This is a genomic window from Massilia sp. Root418 (assembly GCF_001425265.1).
Classification (GTDB): domain Bacteria; phylum Pseudomonadota; class Gammaproteobacteria; order Burkholderiales; family Burkholderiaceae_D; genus Rugamonas.
The window spans coordinates 75,182-92,609 of sequence record NZ_LMEC01000004.1 but is presented as its reverse complement, the minus strand read 5'-3'; the positions used below and the strand labels follow the sequence as shown (position 1 = coordinate 92,609).

Sequence of the window (17,428 nt, the reverse complement as noted above, 5' to 3'; positions counted from 1 at the left end):
GAGCGTTTAATAATTTGAGCTAAGAGGCTTGCGCCTCCGGCATCATCATCAAACGCCCACACTTATCGACTGTTAATTTTTAAAGAATTCTGCGTTACTTGCTGAAGCGTTTTGTTCAGCAGCAGAGAAGCGAGATTATGCGATGTTTCGTGCAGCTCGTCAACCCCTGTTTGTTTCACCCAACACACTGTGTGCGTCGGGAGGCAGAACTATATAGAAGCCGCCACGGCTTGGCAAGGGTAAAATGGCTCCTTTGCCGTCTTATTCTTCACCCCTTCCATGACTATCCTGCTCTCTACCCTCAATGCGCGCTACACCCATGCTTCCCTGGGCTTGCGCTACCTGCTTGCGAACATGGGGGAGCTGCAGGCGCAGACGACAATCCAGGAATTCGTGATCGGCGCGAAGACCACGGAAATCGTGGAGCGCATTCTGGCGCACAAGCCGCGCATTGTCGGTTTCGGCGTCTATATATGGAACGTCGAGGAAACCAACAAGGTGGTGGGCATGCTAAAGCGCGTGGCGCCGGACGTGGTGGTGGTGCTGGGCGGGCCGGAGGTGTCGTACGAGACGAACGAGCAGGAGATTGTGCGGCTGGCGGACTATGTGATCACCGGCTGGGGCGACGTGACTTTCCCCAAGGTGTGCAACGAGATCCTGAACGGCCCAAAACCCATCATGAAAGTGCACGCCGGCCACCAGCCGCCGATGGCGGAGCTGAAGCTGCCCTATTCACTGTATTCGGACGACGACATCAAGAACCGCACCATTTACGTGGAGGCTTCGCGGGGCTGCCCGTTCAAGTGCGAGTTCTGCCTGTCGGCGCTGGACAAGACGGCCTGGCCGTTCAATATCGACCTGTTCCTGGCGGAGATGGAGGGCCTGCACGCGCGCGGGGCGCGGCTGTTCAAGTTCGTGGACCGCACCTTCAACCTGAATATCAAGACCAGCCTGAAGATCATGCAGTTCTTCCTGGATAAGCTGGAGGCGAACCCGGACGACCCGGTGTACGCCCACTTCGAGCTGGTGCCGGACCATTTGCCGGATGCGCTGAAGGAAGGCATCGCCAAATTCCCGCACGGCGCGCTGCAGTTCGAGATCGGCATCCAGAGCTTCAACCCGGAGGTGCAGACGCTGGTGAGCCGCAAGCAGGACAACCAGAAGGCGGCCGACAATATCCGCTGGCTGTGCGACCATTCCACCGCGCACATGCACGTGGACCTGATCGCGGGCCTGCCGGGAGAGACGGTGGAGAGTTTCGCCGAGGGCTTCAACAAGCTGTGGGCCCTGGGGCCGCACGAGATCCAGTTCGGCATCCTGAAGCGCCTGCGCGGCACGCCCATCATCCGGCATACGGAGCCTTTCGGACTGGTGTTCGATCCGCATCCGCCGTACACCATCCTGGCGAACAAGCATATCGATTTCCAGACCATGCAGCGCCTGGTGCGCTTCGCCCGTTATTGGGACCTGGTGGCCAACTCGGGCCGTTTTACGCATACCTTGCCGACTCTTTTGGGAGAGATGCCGTTCCAGAATTTCATGGCATTCTCGGATTGGCTGTACGCGAACACGGATGCCACGCACCGCATCGCTCTGGACCGCCTGGCCGCCATGGTGCAGCGCTGGCTGGTGCACGGGGGGATGGATGCGGATGCGGCGGCGCAGGTGCTGGCGGGCGATTTTGCAGCCAAGGGCAAGCCGGCGGCGCATGTGCACCATCCGGCGCCGCAGCGGCAGGCGCGTCACCTGGCGGCATAGCACGGCGGGTTACGGCTTCGCCTAACCCGCCCTACGTGCCCACGAACGACATATCGTGAGCCGGGTGCAGCGTAATCCGCCCCGCCCACGGACGACACATCGTAGGGCGGATTAGCGCAGCGTAACCCGCCAGATCCGCCACCGTACCGGGTGGCGCGGTGATAGAAAGTCACTTACACTTGAGCCATGCCAACTAACCCTGTGCCCACCCTCTCCATCAGCTCCGGCAGCGCGCCAGGGGCTACGGTCACGGCCAGCGGTACCTGGCAGGTCCATGCGCTGGCGCACCGCCAGTCCATGCGCGCCATCACGGCGGCGCTGAAACAGCTCAAAAGCAAAAACCCGCAGTGGGACTTGCGCGCCATCGAGTCGATGGACCACATCGGCGCCCAGCTTTTATGGAATGCCTGGGGCAAGAAACGCCCAGCATCCCTGCAAATAGCACCCGAACACGAAGAATTCTTCAAGCGCCTGGAAACCACGGGGACGCTGGACCTCCAGCACCCGCGCAAGCACCGCCTGACGTCGGTGATGAAGCTGGGCTTCGCCATCATGGGCTTCGGCGAGCACCTCACAGGCTTCGTGCGCCTGATCGGCCAGGTCACCCAGGACGCCTGGCGTTTCCTGCGCAACCCCATGCGCGGCCCGTGGCGCGAGATTTCCGCCAATATCTACCATGCGGGCTTCCAGGCACTGGGCATCACCGCGCTGGTGGGCTTCCTGATCGGCGTTGTGCTGTCTTTCCTGTCGGCGCAGCAGCTGCGCACCTTTGGCGGCGACATCTACCTGGTCAACCTGCTCGGCATGAGCGTGATCCGCGAACTCGGGCCGCTGCTGGCGGCGATCCTGGTGGCGGGCCGCTCGGGGTCGTCCATCACGGCGCAGCTGGGCGTGATGCGGGTGACCGAGGAACTGGACGCCATGCTCGTGATGGGCATATCGCACGGCTTCCGCCTGATACTGCCCAAGGTGATCGCGCTGGCCATCTCCATGCCGCTGCTGGTGATCTGGACCGACACCATGGCGCTGATCGGCGGCATGGTGTCGGCCAAGGTGGAACTGAACCTGTCTTCACGCTACTTCATCCAGAAGCTTCCGGACGCGGTGCCGCTGGCGAACTACCTGATCGGCCTGCTCAAGGGCGTGGTGTTCGGCACGCTCATTGCGCTGGTGTCCTGCCATTTCGGCCTGCGCATCCAGCCCAACACGGAGAGCCTGGGACGCGGCACCACCACGTCGGTGGTGACGGCTATTACGGTGGTGATCCTGGCGGACGCGGTGTTCGCCATCGTCTTTAACGGGGTGGGCTACTGATGGACGAGAACCTGCCCGCCGATGAAAACTGCGGCTGTCCGGACGGCGAAGGCAAGCTGACGCTGGACGGCAGCGTGCCGGTGGTCCAGATCACCAACCTGCAGACCAAATTCGGCCGCACCGTGGTGCACCAGGACCTGAACCTGGAGATAGAACAGGGCGAGATCCTGTCCATCGTGGGCGGTTCGGGCACCGGCAAGACCGTGCTGCTGCGCCAGATGCTGGGCCTGGAGCGCCCGAGCAAGGGCTGCGTGCGCATTTTCGGCGAAGATATCAGCGAGGCCAACGCCGAGCACTTGCAGCAGCTGCGCAACCACTGGGGCATGCTGTTCCAGCAGGGCGCGCTGTATTCGGCGCTGACCGTGTTCGAGAACATCGCCCAGCCGATGCGCGAGCTGCGCGTGCTGCCGCAGGACCTGATACGCGACGCGGTGCTGCTGAAAATGAACATGGTGGACCTGGGCCCGGAGCACGCGAACAAGATGCCGTCCGACCTGTCCGGCGGCATGATCAAGCGGGTGGCACTGGCGCGCGCGCTGGTGCTGGAGCCCAAGCTGCTGTTCCTCGACGAGCCCACCGCCGGCCTGGACCCGGACCGCTCGGAGAGCTTCGTGAAGCTGATCAAGTCGCTGCACCGCGAACTGGGGCTGACGGTGGTGATGGTGACACACGACCTGGACACGCTGTTCGCCCTGTCCACGCGCATCGCCGTGCTGGCGGAAAAACATGTGATCGCCATCGCACCGACGCGCGAAGTGATCAAGGTGGATCATCCCTTCATCAAAGAGTTCTTCCTCGGCGACCGCGGCAAGCGCGCGCTGGAAGCGCTCGATGAAAGCAATGAAGCAAGCAAGAACAAGGAGTAGGCATGGAAAACAGATCGCACGCATTAATGACAGGCTTCTTCACGATATCGCTGCTGATCGCGGCGGTGCTGTTCGGCGTCTGGTTCAACCGCGACCGCGTGGAGCGCAATCCCTACCTGATCGCCACCACGCTGTCGGTGCCCGGCCTGAACCCGCAGGCGGCAGTGCGCTACCGCGGCCTGGAGGTGGGCAAGGTGGACGCCATCGATTTCGATGCCAAGGTGGCGGGACAGATCCTGGTACACCTGAGCGTGGACCCGGAAACGCCCATCACCAAGACCACCTTCGCCACCCTGGGCTACCAGGGCGTGACCGGCATTGCCTACATCCAGCTGGACGACGAGTCGGTGGGTTCGCCACGGCTGGCAACCAACAAGGACAATCCAACCCGCATCCCACTGCAGCCCGGCCTGTTCGACCAGCTGGAGAAGCGCGGCAAGGCCATCCTGTCCAAGGCGGAGAAGGTCACGGACGAACTGAGTACCCTGCTCAGCCCCGCCAACCAGAAAGCCATCCTCGGCGCCTTCACCGACGTGAGCGAAACCGCGCGCGAATACCGCGCCCTGCCCGCGCAGCTGGGCCCGACCTTCGACAAGCTGCCGAAGCTGGTGGATCAGGCGCAGGGCAGCCTGGCAGCCGTGAACCGCCTGGCGGACGACGCCACCAAACTGTCGGCCAGCCTGCAAGGGCCGAACGGCGCCATTTCGCGCCTGAACAGCACCGTGGACCGCGTGGGCCTGTCGCTGGAGACCGTGGCCGGGGGCGTGGAGCTGGAGACGCTGCCGAACATTAACGCGCTGACCGATGAAACGCGTTCCTCGATGCGCGCCGTGCGCCGCACCATGAACACCCTGAACGACAGGCCGCAAAGCATCCTGTTCGGCGCGCCGGACGGCACGCCGGGGCCGGGCGAAGCCGGCTTCACGCCGCCCGCCGCCAAATAAGAAGAAGGAGCACCATGAAAAGCAAGCCAGAATCAATGCCCGAAGCCACGGCCGAATGCATGCCCGGCTCCCATCTCAGCCGGCTGGCGCGCCTGGCCGCAGCCGCCGCGCTGGCGGTCGCCGCTGCCGGCTGCGCCACCAAAAGCGTCACCAGCACCGTCTACGACCTGGGGCCGCTGCCCGCCGCCCCCGCGCCGTCTGCCGGTGGCGCGCCGGCGGCACCGGTGGCTGCGCTGCCCGCACTGGTGGTGGCGGACGTGAACGGCCCCGCCTCGCTGGACAGCAACCGCATGTATTACCGCCTGCTGTACGCGGACGCGCAGCAAGCCCGCCCCTACTCGCAGAACGCGTGGAGCGTGACGCCGCTGCAGCTGCTGACGCAGCGCCTGCGCGCGCGCCTGGCGCATGCCGGCGTGAAAGTGCTGGCCACCACCGACGCCGCTGTCGGCATGCCCATACTGCGCCTGGAGGCGGACGACTTCTCGCAGAACTTCGACAGCCAGACCCGCAGCAGCGGCCAGGTGTCGCTGCGCGCTTCGCTGTTCCGCAACCACAAGCTGCTGGACCAGCAGACCTTCACGCGCAGTACCGAAGCCCGCAGCGCAGACGCTGCCGGCGGCGCGCGCGCGCTGGCAGCGTCCACCGACGCGGTTGCCGCCGACATCCTGGCCTGGCTGGCGACCATGCCGCAGGTATCGCAGCCAGCGCAGCCATCGCAGGCGTCGCAGCCAGCGCAGTAAAGCGTGAGCGTCACTGAAACAACGGTCCAGCCCCGCATGCCCTCGCCGGTGGCGCGGGCGTCGCTGCTGGCCTATCTGCTGCTGATCATCTACGCCAGCTGGTTCCCCTTCTCCGGCTGGCTGAACCAGGGCCTGTCGCCGCTGATCTTCCTCGAACACACGTCCATGCCGCGCTACTGGACCAAGTTCGACGCCATCATCAACGTGGTAGGCTATATGCCCTTCGGCGCGCTGGTGGTGTACGCGCTGTACCCGCGATTGCGCGGCGTGGCGGCCTTCGTGGCGGCCGCCGCGTGCGGGGTGCTGGTGTCCGGCATCATGGAAGCAGTGCAGACTTATCTGCCCACCCGTGTGTCGTCCAACCTGGACTTTTACACCAACGCCGCTGGCGCCGCCGTGGGCGCGCTGTTCGGCACCCTGACCGTGACCAAGCTGCTGGACGGCAGCCATCTGTACCGGCTGCGCCAGCGCTGGTTCGTGCAGCACACCAGCCAGGGCCTGGTGCTGATGGCCTTGTGGCCGCTGGCACAGATCTATCCGCAGGGCTTTTTGTTCGGCCACGGGCAGCTGCTGCCCATCCTGTCGGATTGGCTGTCCGGCCTGCTCGACACGAATATCGACCTGGTGGAGCTGGTGCGGCCCGGCGTGGAACTGACGGTGGAACAGTACTGGCTGTCGGAAACCATCATCACCGCCTGCGGCATGGTGGGGGCAGGCCTGACCCTGCTGTGCCTGATGCGCAAGCACGCGCCGCGCGCCGGCCTGCTGATCGGGCTGGCGAGCGCGGCCATCGTGGTGAAGTCGCTGGCGACGGCGCTGCTGTTCTCGCCGGAAAATGCATTCGTCTGGATCACGCCGGGGGCGCAGGGCGGCTTCCTGATCGGGGCCATCATGCTGGCCGGGCTGGCGTTCGCGCCGCAGCTGGCGCAGCGCCGCCTGGCTGCGCTGACTTTGCTGCTTAGCTTGCTTATTGTGAACACGACGCCGGTCAATCCCTACTTCCTGGCCACGCTGCAAGGATGGGTGCAGGGCAAGTTCCTCAACTTCAATGGCGCGGCGCAATTCCTGTCGCTGCTGTGGCCGTTTTTCGCGCTGTGGTTCCTGCTGCTGCCGTCACACAAGCTCAACCGGCCGTGACGGCGGGTTACGTCGCTGCGCTCCTAACCCGCCCTACGGTCCGCGCAGCGTAACCCGCCATTGGGAGGTATCATTGCGGCTGGAAACACAAGCGAGGCCCTACCATGAGCGACAACAAACCCTATTTTGAACGTCACGTGTTCTTTTGCATGAACAAACGGGACGACGGCCGCAACAGCTGCGGCGACCATGGCGCGGAGATCGCGCAAAAACACGCGAAAAAGCGCTGCAAGGAACTGGGCATCAACGGCCAGGGCAAGGTGCGCATCAACCAGGCCGGCTGCATGGACCGCTGCGAAGAAGGCCCGGTGATGGTGGTGTATCCGGAAGGCACCTGGTACACCTACGTGGACACCACGGATATCGACGAGATCGTGGACAGCCACCTGGTGGGCGGCAAAGTGGTGGAGCGGCTGAAGATATGATGAACAAGAACGCGGAAAAATTCACGCTGCAAGGCGGCGCCGGCCAGATGGAAGGCCTGATCGACATGCCGGCCGGCGATGCCCCGCCGCGCGGCATCGCCCTGGTGGCGCACCCGCACCCGCTGTACGGCGGCACCATGGACAACAAGGTGGCCGTCACCCTGATGCGCACCTTCGTCGGCCTGGGCTACGTGGTGGCGCGCATCAACTTCCGCGGCGTGGGCGCCTCGGAAGGCGTGCATGACCACGGCCACGGCGAAACCGACGACATGGGCCTGCTGTACCAGCACATGGTGCAGAAATTCCCCGGACTGCCGGTGGCCCTGACCGGCTTTTCCTTCGGCACCTACGTGCAGTCGCAGCTGGCCAAGCGCCTGGCCGAGGCCGGCACGCCTGCCGAGCGCCTGGTACTGGTGGGGGCGGCTGCCAAAAAATGGGAGCTGGCGGACGTGCCGGCCGACACCATCCTGATCCACGGCGAGAACGACGACACGATTCCGCTGCAGCACGTGCTGGACTGGGCGCGCCCGCAGGACATCCCCGTGCTGGTGATACCCGGCGCCGACCATTTCTTCCACCGCAAGCTCGGCCATATCAAGACCTGGGTCTCGGCGCTGTGGAATTCCGGCCAGAAGGGCGCCGACGAGGCGGCCTGAAGCCCTATAATGTCCCGCATTCGCTTTTTACACCCACTGCACACACTGCATTCAGACACATGAAAAAATACCTCGCGGCACTCGCTACCAGCGTGCTGTTCATGACCTCCGCCGTTGCGCAAACCCTGCCTGCTCCCACCATCGCCGCCAAATCCTGGCTGCTGCTGGACATGACCAGCGGCCAGATCATCGCCTCGCAAGACCCGAACATGCGCGTCGAGCCGGCTTCGCTGACCAAGATCATGACGGCCTACCTGACCTTCCAGGCCCTGCGCGACAAGAAGATCGACATCAACCAGAAGGTGAACGTGTCGGTGCGCGCCTGGAAAGTGGATTCGAGCAGCTCGAAGATGTTCATCGACCCTGCCGTTCCGGTTTCCATCAACGACCTGCTGCACGGCCTGATGGTGCAGTCCGGCAATGACGCCGCCGTGGCGCTGGCCGAGGCCGTGGCCGGCGACGAAGGCACCTTCGTCACCCTGATGAACCGCGAGGCGCAGCGCATGGGACTGACCCAGACCCGCTTTGCCAACCCGCACGGCCTGCCCAGCCCGGAAAACTATTCCACGGCGCAGGACCTGTCCATCCTGGCCAAGCGCGTGATCGCCGACTACCCCGAGTTCTACAAGATCGACTCGGTGAAGAGCTTCACCTACAACAAGATTACCCAGCCGAACCGCAACCGCCTGCTGTGGCTGGACCCGACCGTGGACGGCATGAAAACCGGCCACACCGAAGCGGCCGGCTACTGCATGATCGCGTCGGCGCACCGCCCGAACGGCAACTTCGGCGAGCGCCGCCTGATTTCCGTGGTGCTGGGCACCGCCTCCGACGGCGCGCGCACGGCCGAAAGCCAGAAGCTGCTGAACTGGGGCTTCCAGAATTTTGATACGGTACGCCTGTACAGCAAGGGTCAAGCCATTGATAACCCGGAAATCTGGAAAGGTTCGTCCAACAAGGTGAAGATCGGCTTCGCGCAGGACGTGCTGGTCACCGTGCCGAAAGGCGTGGCCGGCAAGATGAAGCCTGTGCTGGAACGCAAGGATCCGCTGGTGGCCCCGCTTGCCGAGAACACCCGCGTCGGTTCGCTGAAGATGATGGTGGACGGCAAGCCGCTGCTGGAACTGCCGGTGGTGGCGCTGGAAGGCGTGCCGCAGGCATCCATCTTCGGCCGCGCATGGGACTCCGTCCGCTTGTGGCTGAAATAATGACGTCCCGCGCCGGCAGCCTGCAGCTGTCCCGCATCGTGGCGGGCATGTGGCGCATGGGCGAGTGGGACATGGCGCCGCAGCAGCGCCTGGCCTTCATCGAGCAATGCATGGAGCTGGGCGTGACCAGCTTCGACCACGCGGACATCTACGGCGGCTACGGCGTGGAAGCGCTGTTCGGCGAAGCGCTGGCCTTGAAGCCGGCGCTGCGCGAACGGATGCAACTCGTGAGCAAGTGCGGCATCAAGCTGGTGTCGCCGAGCCGGCCCGGGCACACCATCCAGCATTACGACACCACGGCGGCGCACATCACCGCGTCGGTGGAGAATTCGCTGCGCCAGCTGGGCACGGACTACCTGGACCTGCTGCTGATCCACCGTCCGGACCCGCTGATGGACTTCGACGAGATGGCGGCCGCCTTCACGCGCTTGCGCGGCGAGGGCAAGGTGCGGCATTTCGGCGTGTCCAACTTCAGCCGCCACCAGTTCGAGGCGCTGAACCGGCGCATTGCGCTGGCCACCAACCAGGTTGAATTCTCGCCGCTGCATCTGGCGCCCATGTTCGACGAAACCTTCGACGGGCTGCAGGACCTGGGCATGGCGCCGATGATCTGGTCGCCGCTCGGCGGCGGACGCCTGTTCAGCGGCGGCGACGCGGCCGGCGAGCGCCTGAGGGCCGCCATCCAGCAGGTGGCGGACGAGCTTGAGCGTCCGTTCGCGTCGGTGGTATTTGCGTGGATCATGCAGCTGCCGTGCAAGCCCGTGCCGCTCACGGGTTCCGGCCGTATCGCGGCCGTCGAGGAAGCGGTGCAGGCGACCCGGTTCACCCTGAGCCGGCCGCAATGGTTCGAGATTTTGCGCGCGGCGCGGGGCCACGAGGTGGCGTGACGTTTGGCGGGTTACGGCGCTACGCGCCTAACCCGCCCTACGGTATGGCGGCTGCATTTCGTAGGGCGGGTTAGCGCGCAGCGCGTAACCCGCCGTGCTCAGTCGCCGTCACCATACACGACCGGCGGCGCAATCCCCTTCCAGCCGTATTTCCACGCCAGGTTCAATCCCAGCGTGAACGCCACATACACCGCAAAGAAGAGCGCGAAAAACGCCGTGGTCAGCCACAGCAGCAATCCCAGGCACACCAGCAGCGCCACCAGCGCGCCCCAGCTGCGCTTCTGTTTCGAGCTGGGGAAGCGGATAGTGGACACCATCAGCCCGCCCACCACGAACAGCAGCACCACGATCAGCGCAGCGTGTTCCAGCGTGCGCGCCGGCTCCGGCCAAGCCACCACCACCGAGGCCACGCAGGCCGCGCCCGCCGTAATCGGCATGCCGACGAAATAGCGCGGATCCGTACGCCCCACGTTCACGTTGAAGCGCGCCAGCCGCAGCGCGCCGCAAGCCACGAAAATAAAACTGGCGATCCCCCCCATGCGCAGCAAGGTGCTGTGCTCATGCCCCAGCAGCACGAAACCGTAGCAGTACAGCAGCATGGCCGGCGCGCAGCCGAAATTCATCACGTCCGCAATCGAATCGAGCTGCACGCCGAACTCCGAGCTGGTGCCGGTGGCGCGCGCCACGAAACCGTCCAGCGCGTCGAACACCCCGGCCAGCACCAGCAGCACCGCAGCCATCTGGTAGTCGTGCGCGCTGCCGATGTAGGCGTTGTCGACCGAGATGACGATGCTGCCGAAGCCGCAGGCAATCGACAGCAGGGTGACAAAGCTGGGCAGGGCAAATTTGGCGCGGCGCAGGCGCTGCTTGGTTCGTGTCATCTGGGAATAGCGCTAATGGGAGTCAGCAGGTATTTTACCCCGCTTGCGGCAATATTCTGATGCGCCTCAACCTTAGGCGTGCGAGACTGGCGTCAGGGCATTTTGTTTTCGCATAGAATTGAACCACTGCAAGAGGAGCTGCCATGAACATACTATCCACCAGCAAGGCATCCCCGCCGGCCAAGTTTTCGGCTGCGGTGCCGGCTGCAGTCTCGGCTGCATTCATGGCCGCATTGCTGGCGGCGTGCGGCGGCGGTGGCGGCGGTACGACCGCCGCCGTGACGACTCCTCCGGCCGTGACAGTGCCTCCCGAACCCGGCGCGCCAACCCTGAGCGGCGACGCGGCACTGGACGGCTACAACTGGATGAATTACCGCCGCCAGCAGGCAGGTTTGTCGGCGCTCACGCGCAACGCCCGCCTCGACGCGGCGGCGCTGGGGCATTCCAATTACCAGCGCCTCAACAACCTTGTGTCCCACGACCAGACCCCGGGGCAGCCCGGCTACACCGGCGCCACGCTGGCGGACCGCTTCAAGACCGCCGGCTACACCCTGGTGGGGCCGTTCGCCTACGGCGAGGTGATTTCGGCCGCGTCCGACACGTCCGGCTTCTACCACGCCGAGGAACTGATTGGTGCGATTTACCACCGCTTCGTGATCATGGAACCGGTGTTCCGCGAGGCGGGCACCGGCGTTGCCACCGGCAACGGCTATACCTATTTCACGGCGGACATCGCTGCCAGCGGGGGCTATGGCCCGGGCGTGGGGCGCGGCAAGCTGGCGGTGTATCCGCCGCCCAACCAGACGCGCGTGCCGCTGAATTTCTTCTCCGATACCGAGTCGCCCGATCCGGTGCCCAACCAGAACGAAGTGGGCTATCCGATCAGCGTGCAAGGCGATATCGAAGCCAACGTCAATGTGCAGACCTTCACGGTGCGTCCGCGCGGCGGCGCCGACCTGCCGGTGCGCCTGATGACGAACGCCACCGACCGCCAAACGCCAACGAAAGCGGCCGCCATCATTCCGCTCAGCGTGCTGAAATCCGGCACCACGTACGACGTGACCTTCACCGGCACCGTGGACGGAGTGACAGCCAACCGCAGCTGGTCGTTCACTACCAAGTAATGACAGGGCAGCACGTCCTCGATACCGATGACGGCATGGAACGCCTGATGGGCGACGCCGGCCTGTACGGCATGCTGCTGATGCGCTTCCGCAAGGATTACGAGCCGGCCGTGGCGCAGATTCGCCAGCTGCTGGCGGACGGTGCGCTGGAAAGCGCGCAGCGCAAAGCGCACAGCCTGAAAGGCGCAGCCGGCATGATAGGGGCGCAGGAACTGCATCGTCTTGCCGAGCTGGCGGAAGCGGGACTGGGCGCGCACAACGCGGCGCAGCAGGCGGTACTGGATGCGCTGCAGGCTGGGCTGGACAAGGTGCTGCTGGCCATCTCGGTCCACCTGGGCGGCACGGACGGGATGGCCGGCGCGCCAGCGCCGCCGGCGTCACCGCAGCGCGTCCTGGACGCGCACACGCATGCGCTGCTGACGCGCCTGGCGCGCTTGCTGGAAGAAGGGAATGGCGAAGCGATCGATGTGCTGGAACAGTCGGCCTCGGTGCTGGCGGCCACTCTGGGGTTGGCGGGCTATCGGGAGGTAGCCGCAGCGGCCCACGAGTTCGATTTTGAAACAGCGCTGGCAGCGCTGGCGAAGGCGGACCCTACGCTCAGCGCGTGAATTCGGCTTCCTCGTCGAACGCGTCGTGGCATTCCTTGCCGCAGAAGCGGCGCACGCTATCGAGTGGTTTCTCACAGTACCAGCACGAGCCTTTCGGCGGCAGCGTTTGCCGCGTGTAGACGGTCGGCGCGACGGGCGGCATGGCGCCCGCTTCTTCAGGCAGTTGGTTCTGTAACGTTTCCACGGCATCCCCTTTCCCAGGCAACACTTTTACGGCGTACGACCAGCATACTTGCGCGCAATTTTTACGGCATGAGGAGGATCAAGAAGCCCGCCTTCCTGCCGCTTTTTTTGGCACCGCGCGCAACAATAATAGCAGGATTGCCGAGGCGCCACTGTCGGGTTTACGTGCGTTCCCGCACGTAAAAACACAAAAAAATCGTGTGCCGAGAGTGAAGAAAAATTTTTAAATGGAAAGGGAAAAAACGATAGCGTGAAAGTTATTTTCCGATACAGAAGCGGCCGAAAATCACCCCCAGCAGGTCGTCCGACGAGAAGGCGCCGGTGATGCTGGAGAGCTGGGCCTGGGCCAGGCGCAGCTCTTCGGCGAACAGGTCCAGCGACTGGTCGCTGACGGCCGCATGCTCGCCGGCCAGGGCCAGGTGCTTGCCGGCCGACTTGAGCGCGATCAGGTGGCGCTCGCGGGCCAGGTACAGCGATTCGCCGGTCTGCTGCCAGCCTGCGATGCGCAGCAGCTCGGCGCGCAGCAGGTCGATGCCGATGTGCTCGTGCGCCGACAGGTAGACGTGGGTGGCGTCTTCCATCGCGTCCACGGCCGGCTTGTGGCCGGACAGGTCGATCTTGTTCCAGATGCGCAGCACCGGCACGCCGGCCGGGAAGTTGGCGACGATGTTTTCGTCCGCGCGCGAGGGACCGTGGTCGGCGTCCAGCAGGTGCAGGATGACGTCGGCCTTTTCCACTTCGCCCCAGGTGCGCTCGATGCCGATGCGCTCGACCACGTCCACGTCCTCGTCCTTGCGGCGGATGCCGGCGGTGTCGATGATGTTGAGCGGGATGCCTTCGATCTGGATGGTTTCGCTGACCTTGTCGCGCGTGGTGCCGGCAATCGGTGTGACGATGGCCACGTCGGAGCCGGCCAGCGCGTTCAGCAGCGAGGACTTGCCCACGTTGGGCTGGCCCACCAGCACCACGTTCAAGCCTTCGCGCAGCAGCGCACCCTGGGCGGCCTGTCGGAACACGGTGTCCAGCGCTTCCACGATGCCGCTCAGCTGGCCGCGCGCGTCGGATTTTTCCAGGAAGTCGATTTCCTCCTCGGGGAAGTCCAGCGTGGCTTCCACCAGCATGCGCAGGTTGGTCACGCGCTCGACCAGGGCGTGGATGGTTTTCGAGAACGCGCCGGACAGGGACTGCGAGGCGGACTTGGCGGCCGCTTCGGTGGAGGCGTCGATCAGGTCGGCCACGGCTTCGGCCTGGGCCAGGTCCAGCTTGTCGTTCAGGTAGGCGCGGCGGGTGAATTCACCGGGCTCGGCCAGGCGCAGGCCGAGCGGCTGGCCGGCTTCCAGCACGCGCGCCAGCAGCATCTGCAGTACGACGGGGCCGCCGTGGCCTTGCAGTTCGAGCACGTCTTCACCGGTGTAGGAGTTGGGGCCCTTGAAGTGGATGGCGATGCCCTGGTCGATCACCGTGCCGTCGGCCTGCTTGAAGGGGATGTAGGTGGCGTGGCGCGGCTGCAACGTAGCGGCGCCGAACAGGGCTTCGATCAGGGTTTTCAGGTTCTTGCCGGAGGCGCGGACCACGCCGATGCCGCCGCGGCCGGGAGCGGTGGCGATGGCGGCGATGGGGGAAGTGTCGAGTTTCATGGGACCATTTTAGTGAAAAAGGCCCGTGGGGGACACGGGCCTTGGTGCGTGGAGCGCATCGGCGGAGCTCGGCGGGTTACGGCGTTCCGCCTAACCCGCCCTACGGTATCCCGGCATCGCCGGTATAGCCGGTATTGCCGGTATTGCCGGTATTCCGGCATCGCGGTATCGCGGGGATCGCGGCGGACCGATGGGACCGTAGGGCGGGTTAGGCCGCAGGCCGTAACCCGCCGGCGCCGCCCGGGAATTACTTCGCTTCCGCCGGCGCGAACTTCTTGGTAATCACGTACTGCTGACCAATCGACAGCACGTTATTCACCACCCAGTACAGCACCAGGCCGGACGGGAAGAAGAAGAACATGACCGAGAACGCCAGCGGCATGAACAGCATCATTTTCGCTTGCATCGGATCGGCAGGCGCCGGGTTCAGCTTGGTGGTGATGTACATGGAGATCGCGTACAGCACAGGCAGGATGAACCATGGGTCCGGCTGGGTCAGGTCGGTAATCCAGCCCACCCACGGCGCGCCGCGCATTTCAACCGACGCGTTCAGCACCCAGTACAGGGCAATGAAGACCGGCATCTGCACCAGGATGGGCAGGCAGCCGCCCAGCGGGTTGATCTTCTCGGTCTTATACAGCTCCATCATGGCCTGGTTCATCTTCTGCGGATCGCCCTTGTGGCGCTCGCGGATGGCGGTCATCTTCGGCGTGACCACCTTCATGCGCGCCATGCTGCGGTAGCCGGCGGCCGACAGCGGGAAGAACAGCAGCTTGATCAGGATGGTGAAGACAATGATGGTCCAGCCCCAGTTGTGCAGGATGGCGAACAGCTGTTCCATCACCCAGTACATCGGCTTGGCCAGAATGGTCAGCATGCCGTAGTCCTTCACCAGGTCCAGGCCCGGCGCGACTTTTTCCAGCGCCTTCTCGTCCTGCGGGCCGGAGTACAGCTTGGCGCTGTTGGAGATGGTGGCGCCCGGCGCCAGCGTGCCCAGCGGCTGCAGCACGCCGATGGCGTAGGTGTTCGGGGCGATCTTCTTGGTGAAGATGTCGCGCGCCAGTTTGTCCTGCGGCACGAAGGCGGACACGAAGAAGTGCTGCGAAATGGCAACCCAGCCGCTGTCGGCTTTCTCGGCGTGGCCGGCATCCAGCTTCACGGCAGGATTTTCCTTCTGCTTGGCGTCGTGCTTCTCGATGCCTTCGAAGGTCAGCTTCTTGTACTTGTCGGCCGGGGTGTACATGGTGGGGCCGGTAAAGCTGCTGTTGAACCAGGTGTCGCCTTCCGGCTTGTTGCCGTCATGCACCAGCTGCAGGTAGAGCTGCGGCTCGACCGGCGCGGCGCCGGTGTTGGTGACGTCGTGGCGCACGTCGATGGTGTAGTCGCCGCGCTTGAAGGTGAAGGTTTTCACCAGCTTGACGCCGCCCTGCTCCGCTTCCAGCACCAGTTGCACCTGGTTGCCGTCGGCCAGCGCGCGCGCGCCCGGCTTGGCGGTGAAGCCGGTGGTGTGGTTGGGCAGGCTGGCTGCGCCCACCAGGCCGGTCTGCGCCAGGTAGGTGTTCTTGTCGCCCTTCTGGAACAGCACCTGGTTCTTCTTGGCGTCGATCTTGTCGTGGTGCTTGAGCAGCTCCAGGCGCACCAGTTCGCCGCCCAGGGTGTCGATGTCGGCTTTCACCACGTCGGTGGTGATGGTGATGACTTCGCGCTTGAACGGCGCGGCTTCCGCGGCGCCCGGCGCACCCGGCTGGGCGGCGGCGGTGGCGGCTGCCACGGCGGTGGCCGAAGCCGGCACGCCGGACTTGGCGGCAGCGGCGGAGGCGGCCGGCGGCGCCGGCGAGAACATCGACGGCTTGCCGGTCGAGACCATCCAGTTATTCCACAGGATGACCAGCGAGACGGCGAACACGATCCACAAAATGGTACGTTTATTGATATCCATTACGGTATTTATCAGGTGTGGTTGCAACCGCAAGCGGTCGAGGAATTCTTGGCTGGGACGGGATCGAGCCCGCCCGCATTCCAGGGATGGCAGCGGCAAACGCGGCGCGCCGCCAGCCAGCCGCCGCGCGCGGCGCCATGGACGCGGATCGCTTCCATGGCGTAATTCGAGCAGCTGGGATAGAAACGGCAGCGCGGCCCCAGCATGGGGCTGATGGCCAGCTGGTAAAAGCGCAGCAGCAGGGTCAGCAGTTTGCTCATGGCAGCGTGCTCATTTGGCCGGCCGGTGCTTGTTCTGCGACGCGAACAGGCGCGTGAGCTCCTGGCGCAGTTCCGCCTTCAGCTTGGCCGTGGTGGCCGGGCCGTCCTTGCTGTTGACCGGGCGGGACAGGCGCACCACGCAGTCGATAGGAGGCAGGCCGGTCACGCGGAACAGTTCGCGGGTGACGCGTTTGATGGTGTTGCGCGTGACGGCGCGCGGCGCAAAACGCTTGGCCACCACGACGCCCAGCCGCGCATGCGGCAACTCATTGGGTCGGGTGTACAGGACGAAGTGCGCGCTTTTTTGCGCAGGGCGCAAACGAAAAACGGATGAAAATTCATCCGTTTTAACGATGCGCCGAGCGCGTGCGAAGTCGTGTGAACCTTCGCCTGTCGAGCCGTTTGAAGGACAGCTTTCCACGCGATCAGCTAACAAGCGTGTGGCTTATACAGCCAGACGCTTGCGGCCCTTGCCGCGGCGTGCGTTCAGAACTGCGCGGCCGCCACGGGTAGCCATACGTGCGCGGAAGCCGTGGGTACGCTTACGGCGTACGACGGAAGGTTGGTAAGTACGTTTCATGTTGGTCTCGCTGAAAAAGCAAAAAAATACGGAATCGAGGCGCTAAGGCTTCGTCAATTATTGGTGCCAATGACATTTCGCGCACTTATGCCGTCCGGCACAAGCTGGGTCCATCTCATCGCCCGCTTCAATCCACGCTTACTCCATATTGTGGTTTAAACACGGCATACGGGCGGGGAACCCTGAATTATCGGCATTTCGGTCCCGCTTGTCAACATGCGGTCTGCACGCAGTCAACTTGCGGCCCGGCCTTTCGGCCCCGCCGGGTGCCGCGCGCATGC

General features: G+C 64.5%; 19 protein-coding genes. 12 read left to right on the top strand and 7 right to left on the bottom strand.

Features of this window, described 5'->3' with window-relative positions; all coding sequences use genetic code 11:
• Positions 1-279 precede the first annotated feature (279 nt).
• The 10 genes from ASC94_RS07215 to ASC94_RS07170 all read left to right on the top strand — a co-directional run bounded on the left by ASC94_RS07215 (position 280) and on the right by ASC94_RS07170 (position 9,935).
• Complete coding sequence (locus tag ASC94_RS07215) at positions 280-1,758, top strand: B12-binding domain-containing radical SAM protein (protein ID WP_056392758.1); 1,479 nt, start codon at positions 280-282, stop codon at positions 1,756-1,758.
• 186 nt (positions 1,759-1,944) lie between these two features.
• The gene (locus ASC94_RS07210) at positions 1,945-3,072 is read left to right on the top strand and encodes an ABC transporter permease (RefSeq protein ID WP_056392756.1); all 1,128 of its coding nucleotides are present in this window, start codon (positions 1,945-1,947) and stop codon (positions 3,070-3,072) included.
• Positions 3,072-3,938, top strand: a complete 867-nt coding sequence (locus ASC94_RS07205; RefSeq protein ID WP_056392754.1) for an ABC transporter ATP-binding protein — start codon at positions 3,072-3,074, stop codon at positions 3,936-3,938. Before ASC94_RS07210 ends, ASC94_RS07205 begins: the two co-directional genes overlap by 1 nt.
• Before the next feature lie 2 nt (positions 3,939-3,940).
• Positions 3,941-4,882, top strand: coding sequence for an MlaD family protein (locus ASC94_RS07200; protein WP_056392753.1), 942 nt, complete (start codon positions 3,941-3,943; stop codon positions 4,880-4,882).
• A 14-nt stretch (positions 4,883-4,896) separates the two neighbouring features.
• Positions 4,897-5,622 carry an ABC-type transport auxiliary lipoprotein family protein gene (locus ASC94_RS07195; protein ID WP_229417191.1) on the top strand — a complete coding sequence of 242 codons (726 nt, stop codon included), beginning with the start codon at positions 4,897-4,899 and terminating at the stop codon, positions 5,620-5,622.
• A 36-nt stretch (positions 5,623-5,658) separates the two neighbouring features.
• On the top strand, positions 5,659-6,759 hold the full coding sequence (locus ASC94_RS07190) for a VanZ family protein (protein WP_056392751.1): 1,101 nt from the start codon (positions 5,659-5,661) through the stop codon (positions 6,757-6,759).
• Between the two features lie 104 nt (positions 6,760-6,863).
• Positions 6,864-7,184, top strand: a complete 321-nt coding sequence (locus ASC94_RS07185) for a ferredoxin (RefSeq protein ID WP_056392749.1) — start codon at positions 6,864-6,866, stop codon at positions 7,182-7,184.
• Positions 7,184-7,840 (top strand): alpha/beta hydrolase, encoded by a 657-nt coding sequence (locus ASC94_RS07180; RefSeq protein WP_056392747.1) that lies wholly within the window; start codon positions 7,184-7,186, stop codon positions 7,838-7,840. Before ASC94_RS07185 ends, ASC94_RS07180 begins: the two co-directional genes overlap by 1 nt.
• A gap of 59 nt (positions 7,841-7,899) precedes the next feature.
• Positions 7,900-9,048, top strand: coding sequence for a D-alanyl-D-alanine carboxypeptidase family protein (locus tag ASC94_RS07175; protein WP_056392744.1), 1,149 nt, complete (start codon positions 7,900-7,902; stop codon positions 9,046-9,048).
• On the top strand, positions 9,048-9,935 hold the full coding sequence (locus tag ASC94_RS07170) for an aldo/keto reductase family oxidoreductase (protein WP_229417190.1): 888 nt from the start codon (positions 9,048-9,050) through the stop codon (positions 9,933-9,935). The genes ASC94_RS07175 and ASC94_RS07170 overlap by 1 nt, the downstream gene beginning before the upstream one ends.
• Positions 9,936-10,033: 98 nt before the next feature.
• Here ASC94_RS07170 and pssA read toward each other — a convergent pair whose 3' ends face one another.
• On the bottom strand, positions 10,034-10,816 hold the full coding sequence (gene pssA / locus ASC94_RS07165; protein ID WP_056392740.1) for a CDP-diacylglycerol--serine O-phosphatidyltransferase: 783 nt from the start codon (positions 10,814-10,816) through the stop codon (positions 10,034-10,036).
• A 143-nt stretch (positions 10,817-10,959) separates the two neighbouring features.
• Between pssA and ASC94_RS07160 the strand changes: the two genes are divergently transcribed.
• Positions 10,960-11,940 (top strand): CAP domain-containing protein, encoded by a 981-nt coding sequence (locus ASC94_RS07160; protein ID WP_082616331.1) that lies wholly within the window; start codon positions 10,960-10,962, stop codon positions 11,938-11,940.
• Entirely contained in the window at positions 11,940-12,548 is a 609-nt protein-coding gene (locus tag ASC94_RS33995) for an Hpt domain-containing protein (protein ID WP_056392738.1), read from the top strand. Before ASC94_RS07160 ends, ASC94_RS33995 begins: the two co-directional genes overlap by 1 nt.
• On the opposite strand, the gene ASC94_RS07150 is transcribed toward ASC94_RS33995, so the two are convergent.
• The 6 genes from ASC94_RS07150 to rpmH form a co-directional block, all read right to left on the bottom strand.
• Entirely contained in the window at positions 12,538-12,732 is a 195-nt protein-coding gene (locus ASC94_RS07150; protein ID WP_056392736.1) for a hypothetical protein, read from the bottom strand. The two genes, ASC94_RS33995 and ASC94_RS07150, sit on opposite strands and share 11 nt — an antisense overlap.
• Before the next feature lie 256 nt (positions 12,733-12,988).
• Positions 12,989-14,368, bottom strand: a complete 1,380-nt coding sequence (gene mnmE / locus ASC94_RS07145) for a tRNA uridine-5-carboxymethylaminomethyl(34) synthesis GTPase MnmE (protein ID WP_056392734.1) — start codon at positions 14,366-14,368, stop codon at positions 12,989-12,991.
• A gap of 247 nt (positions 14,369-14,615) precedes the next feature.
• Positions 14,616-16,307, bottom strand: coding sequence for a membrane protein insertase YidC (gene yidC / locus ASC94_RS07140; protein WP_056392733.1), 1,692 nt, complete (start codon positions 16,305-16,307; stop codon positions 14,616-14,618).
• Between the two features lie 11 nt (positions 16,308-16,318).
• Positions 16,319-16,567, bottom strand: a complete 249-nt coding sequence (gene yidD, locus ASC94_RS07135) for a membrane protein insertion efficiency factor YidD (protein ID WP_056392732.1) — start codon at positions 16,565-16,567, stop codon at positions 16,319-16,321.
• Between the two features lie 10 nt (positions 16,568-16,577).
• A complete protein-coding gene (rnpA, locus tag ASC94_RS07130) occupies positions 16,578-16,988 on the bottom strand; it encodes a ribonuclease P protein component (protein WP_082616330.1) in 411 nt (136 codons plus the stop codon).
• Positions 16,989-17,012: 24 nt separating this feature from the next.
• Positions 17,013-17,147, bottom strand: coding sequence for a 50S ribosomal protein L34 (gene rpmH / locus ASC94_RS31595; RefSeq protein WP_082551811.1), 135 nt, complete (start codon positions 17,145-17,147; stop codon positions 17,013-17,015).
• Positions 17,148-17,428 lie beyond the last annotated feature (281 nt).

Excerpts from the sequence above, each read along its gene's own strand:
- ASC94_RS07215 (WP_056392758.1), top strand. The coding sequence starts at position 280 with ATGACTATCCTGCTCTCTACCCTCAATGCGCGCTACACCCATGCTTCC.
- ASC94_RS07210 (WP_056392756.1), top strand. The coding sequence starts at position 1,945 with ATGCCAACTAACCCTGTGCCCACCCTCTCCATCAGCTCCGGCAGCGCG.
- ASC94_RS07205 (WP_056392754.1), top strand. The coding sequence starts at position 3,072 with ATGGACGAGAACCTGCCCGCCGATGAAAACTGCGGCTGTCCGGACGGC.
- ASC94_RS07200 (WP_056392753.1), top strand. The coding sequence starts at position 3,941 with ATGGAAAACAGATCGCACGCATTAATGACAGGCTTCTTCACGATATCG.
- ASC94_RS07195 (WP_229417191.1), top strand. The coding sequence starts at position 4,897 with ATGAAAAGCAAGCCAGAATCAATGCCCGAAGCCACGGCCGAATGCATG.
- ASC94_RS07190 (WP_056392751.1), top strand. The coding sequence starts at position 5,659 with ATGCCCTCGCCGGTGGCGCGGGCGTCGCTGCTGGCCTATCTGCTGCTG.
- ASC94_RS07185 (WP_056392749.1), top strand. The coding sequence starts at position 6,864 with ATGAGCGACAACAAACCCTATTTTGAACGTCACGTGTTCTTTTGCATG.
- ASC94_RS07180 (WP_056392747.1), top strand. The coding sequence starts at position 7,184 with ATGAACAAGAACGCGGAAAAATTCACGCTGCAAGGCGGCGCCGGCCAG.
- ASC94_RS07175 (WP_056392744.1), top strand. The coding sequence starts at position 7,900 with ATGAAAAAATACCTCGCGGCACTCGCTACCAGCGTGCTGTTCATGACC.
- ASC94_RS07170 (WP_229417190.1), top strand. The coding sequence starts at position 9,048 with ATGACGTCCCGCGCCGGCAGCCTGCAGCTGTCCCGCATCGTGGCGGGC.
- pssA (WP_056392740.1), bottom strand. The coding sequence starts at position 10,816 with ATGACACGAACCAAGCAGCGCCTGCGCCGCGCCAAATTTGCCCTGCCC.
- ASC94_RS07160 (WP_082616331.1), top strand. The coding sequence starts at position 10,960 with ATGAACATACTATCCACCAGCAAGGCATCCCCGCCGGCCAAGTTTTCG.
- ASC94_RS33995 (WP_056392738.1), top strand. The coding sequence starts at position 11,940 with ATGACAGGGCAGCACGTCCTCGATACCGATGACGGCATGGAACGCCTG.
- mnmE (WP_056392734.1), bottom strand. The coding sequence starts at position 14,368 with ATGAAACTCGACACTTCCCCCATCGCCGCCATCGCCACCGCTCCCGGC.
- yidC (WP_056392733.1), bottom strand. The coding sequence starts at position 16,307 with ATGGATATCAATAAACGTACCATTTTGTGGATCGTGTTCGCCGTCTCG.
- yidD (WP_056392732.1), bottom strand. The coding sequence starts at position 16,567 with ATGAGCAAACTGCTGACCCTGCTGCTGCGCTTTTACCAGCTGGCCATC.
- rpmH (WP_082551811.1), bottom strand. The coding sequence starts at position 17,147 with ATGAAACGTACTTACCAACCTTCCGTCGTACGCCGTAAGCGTACCCAC.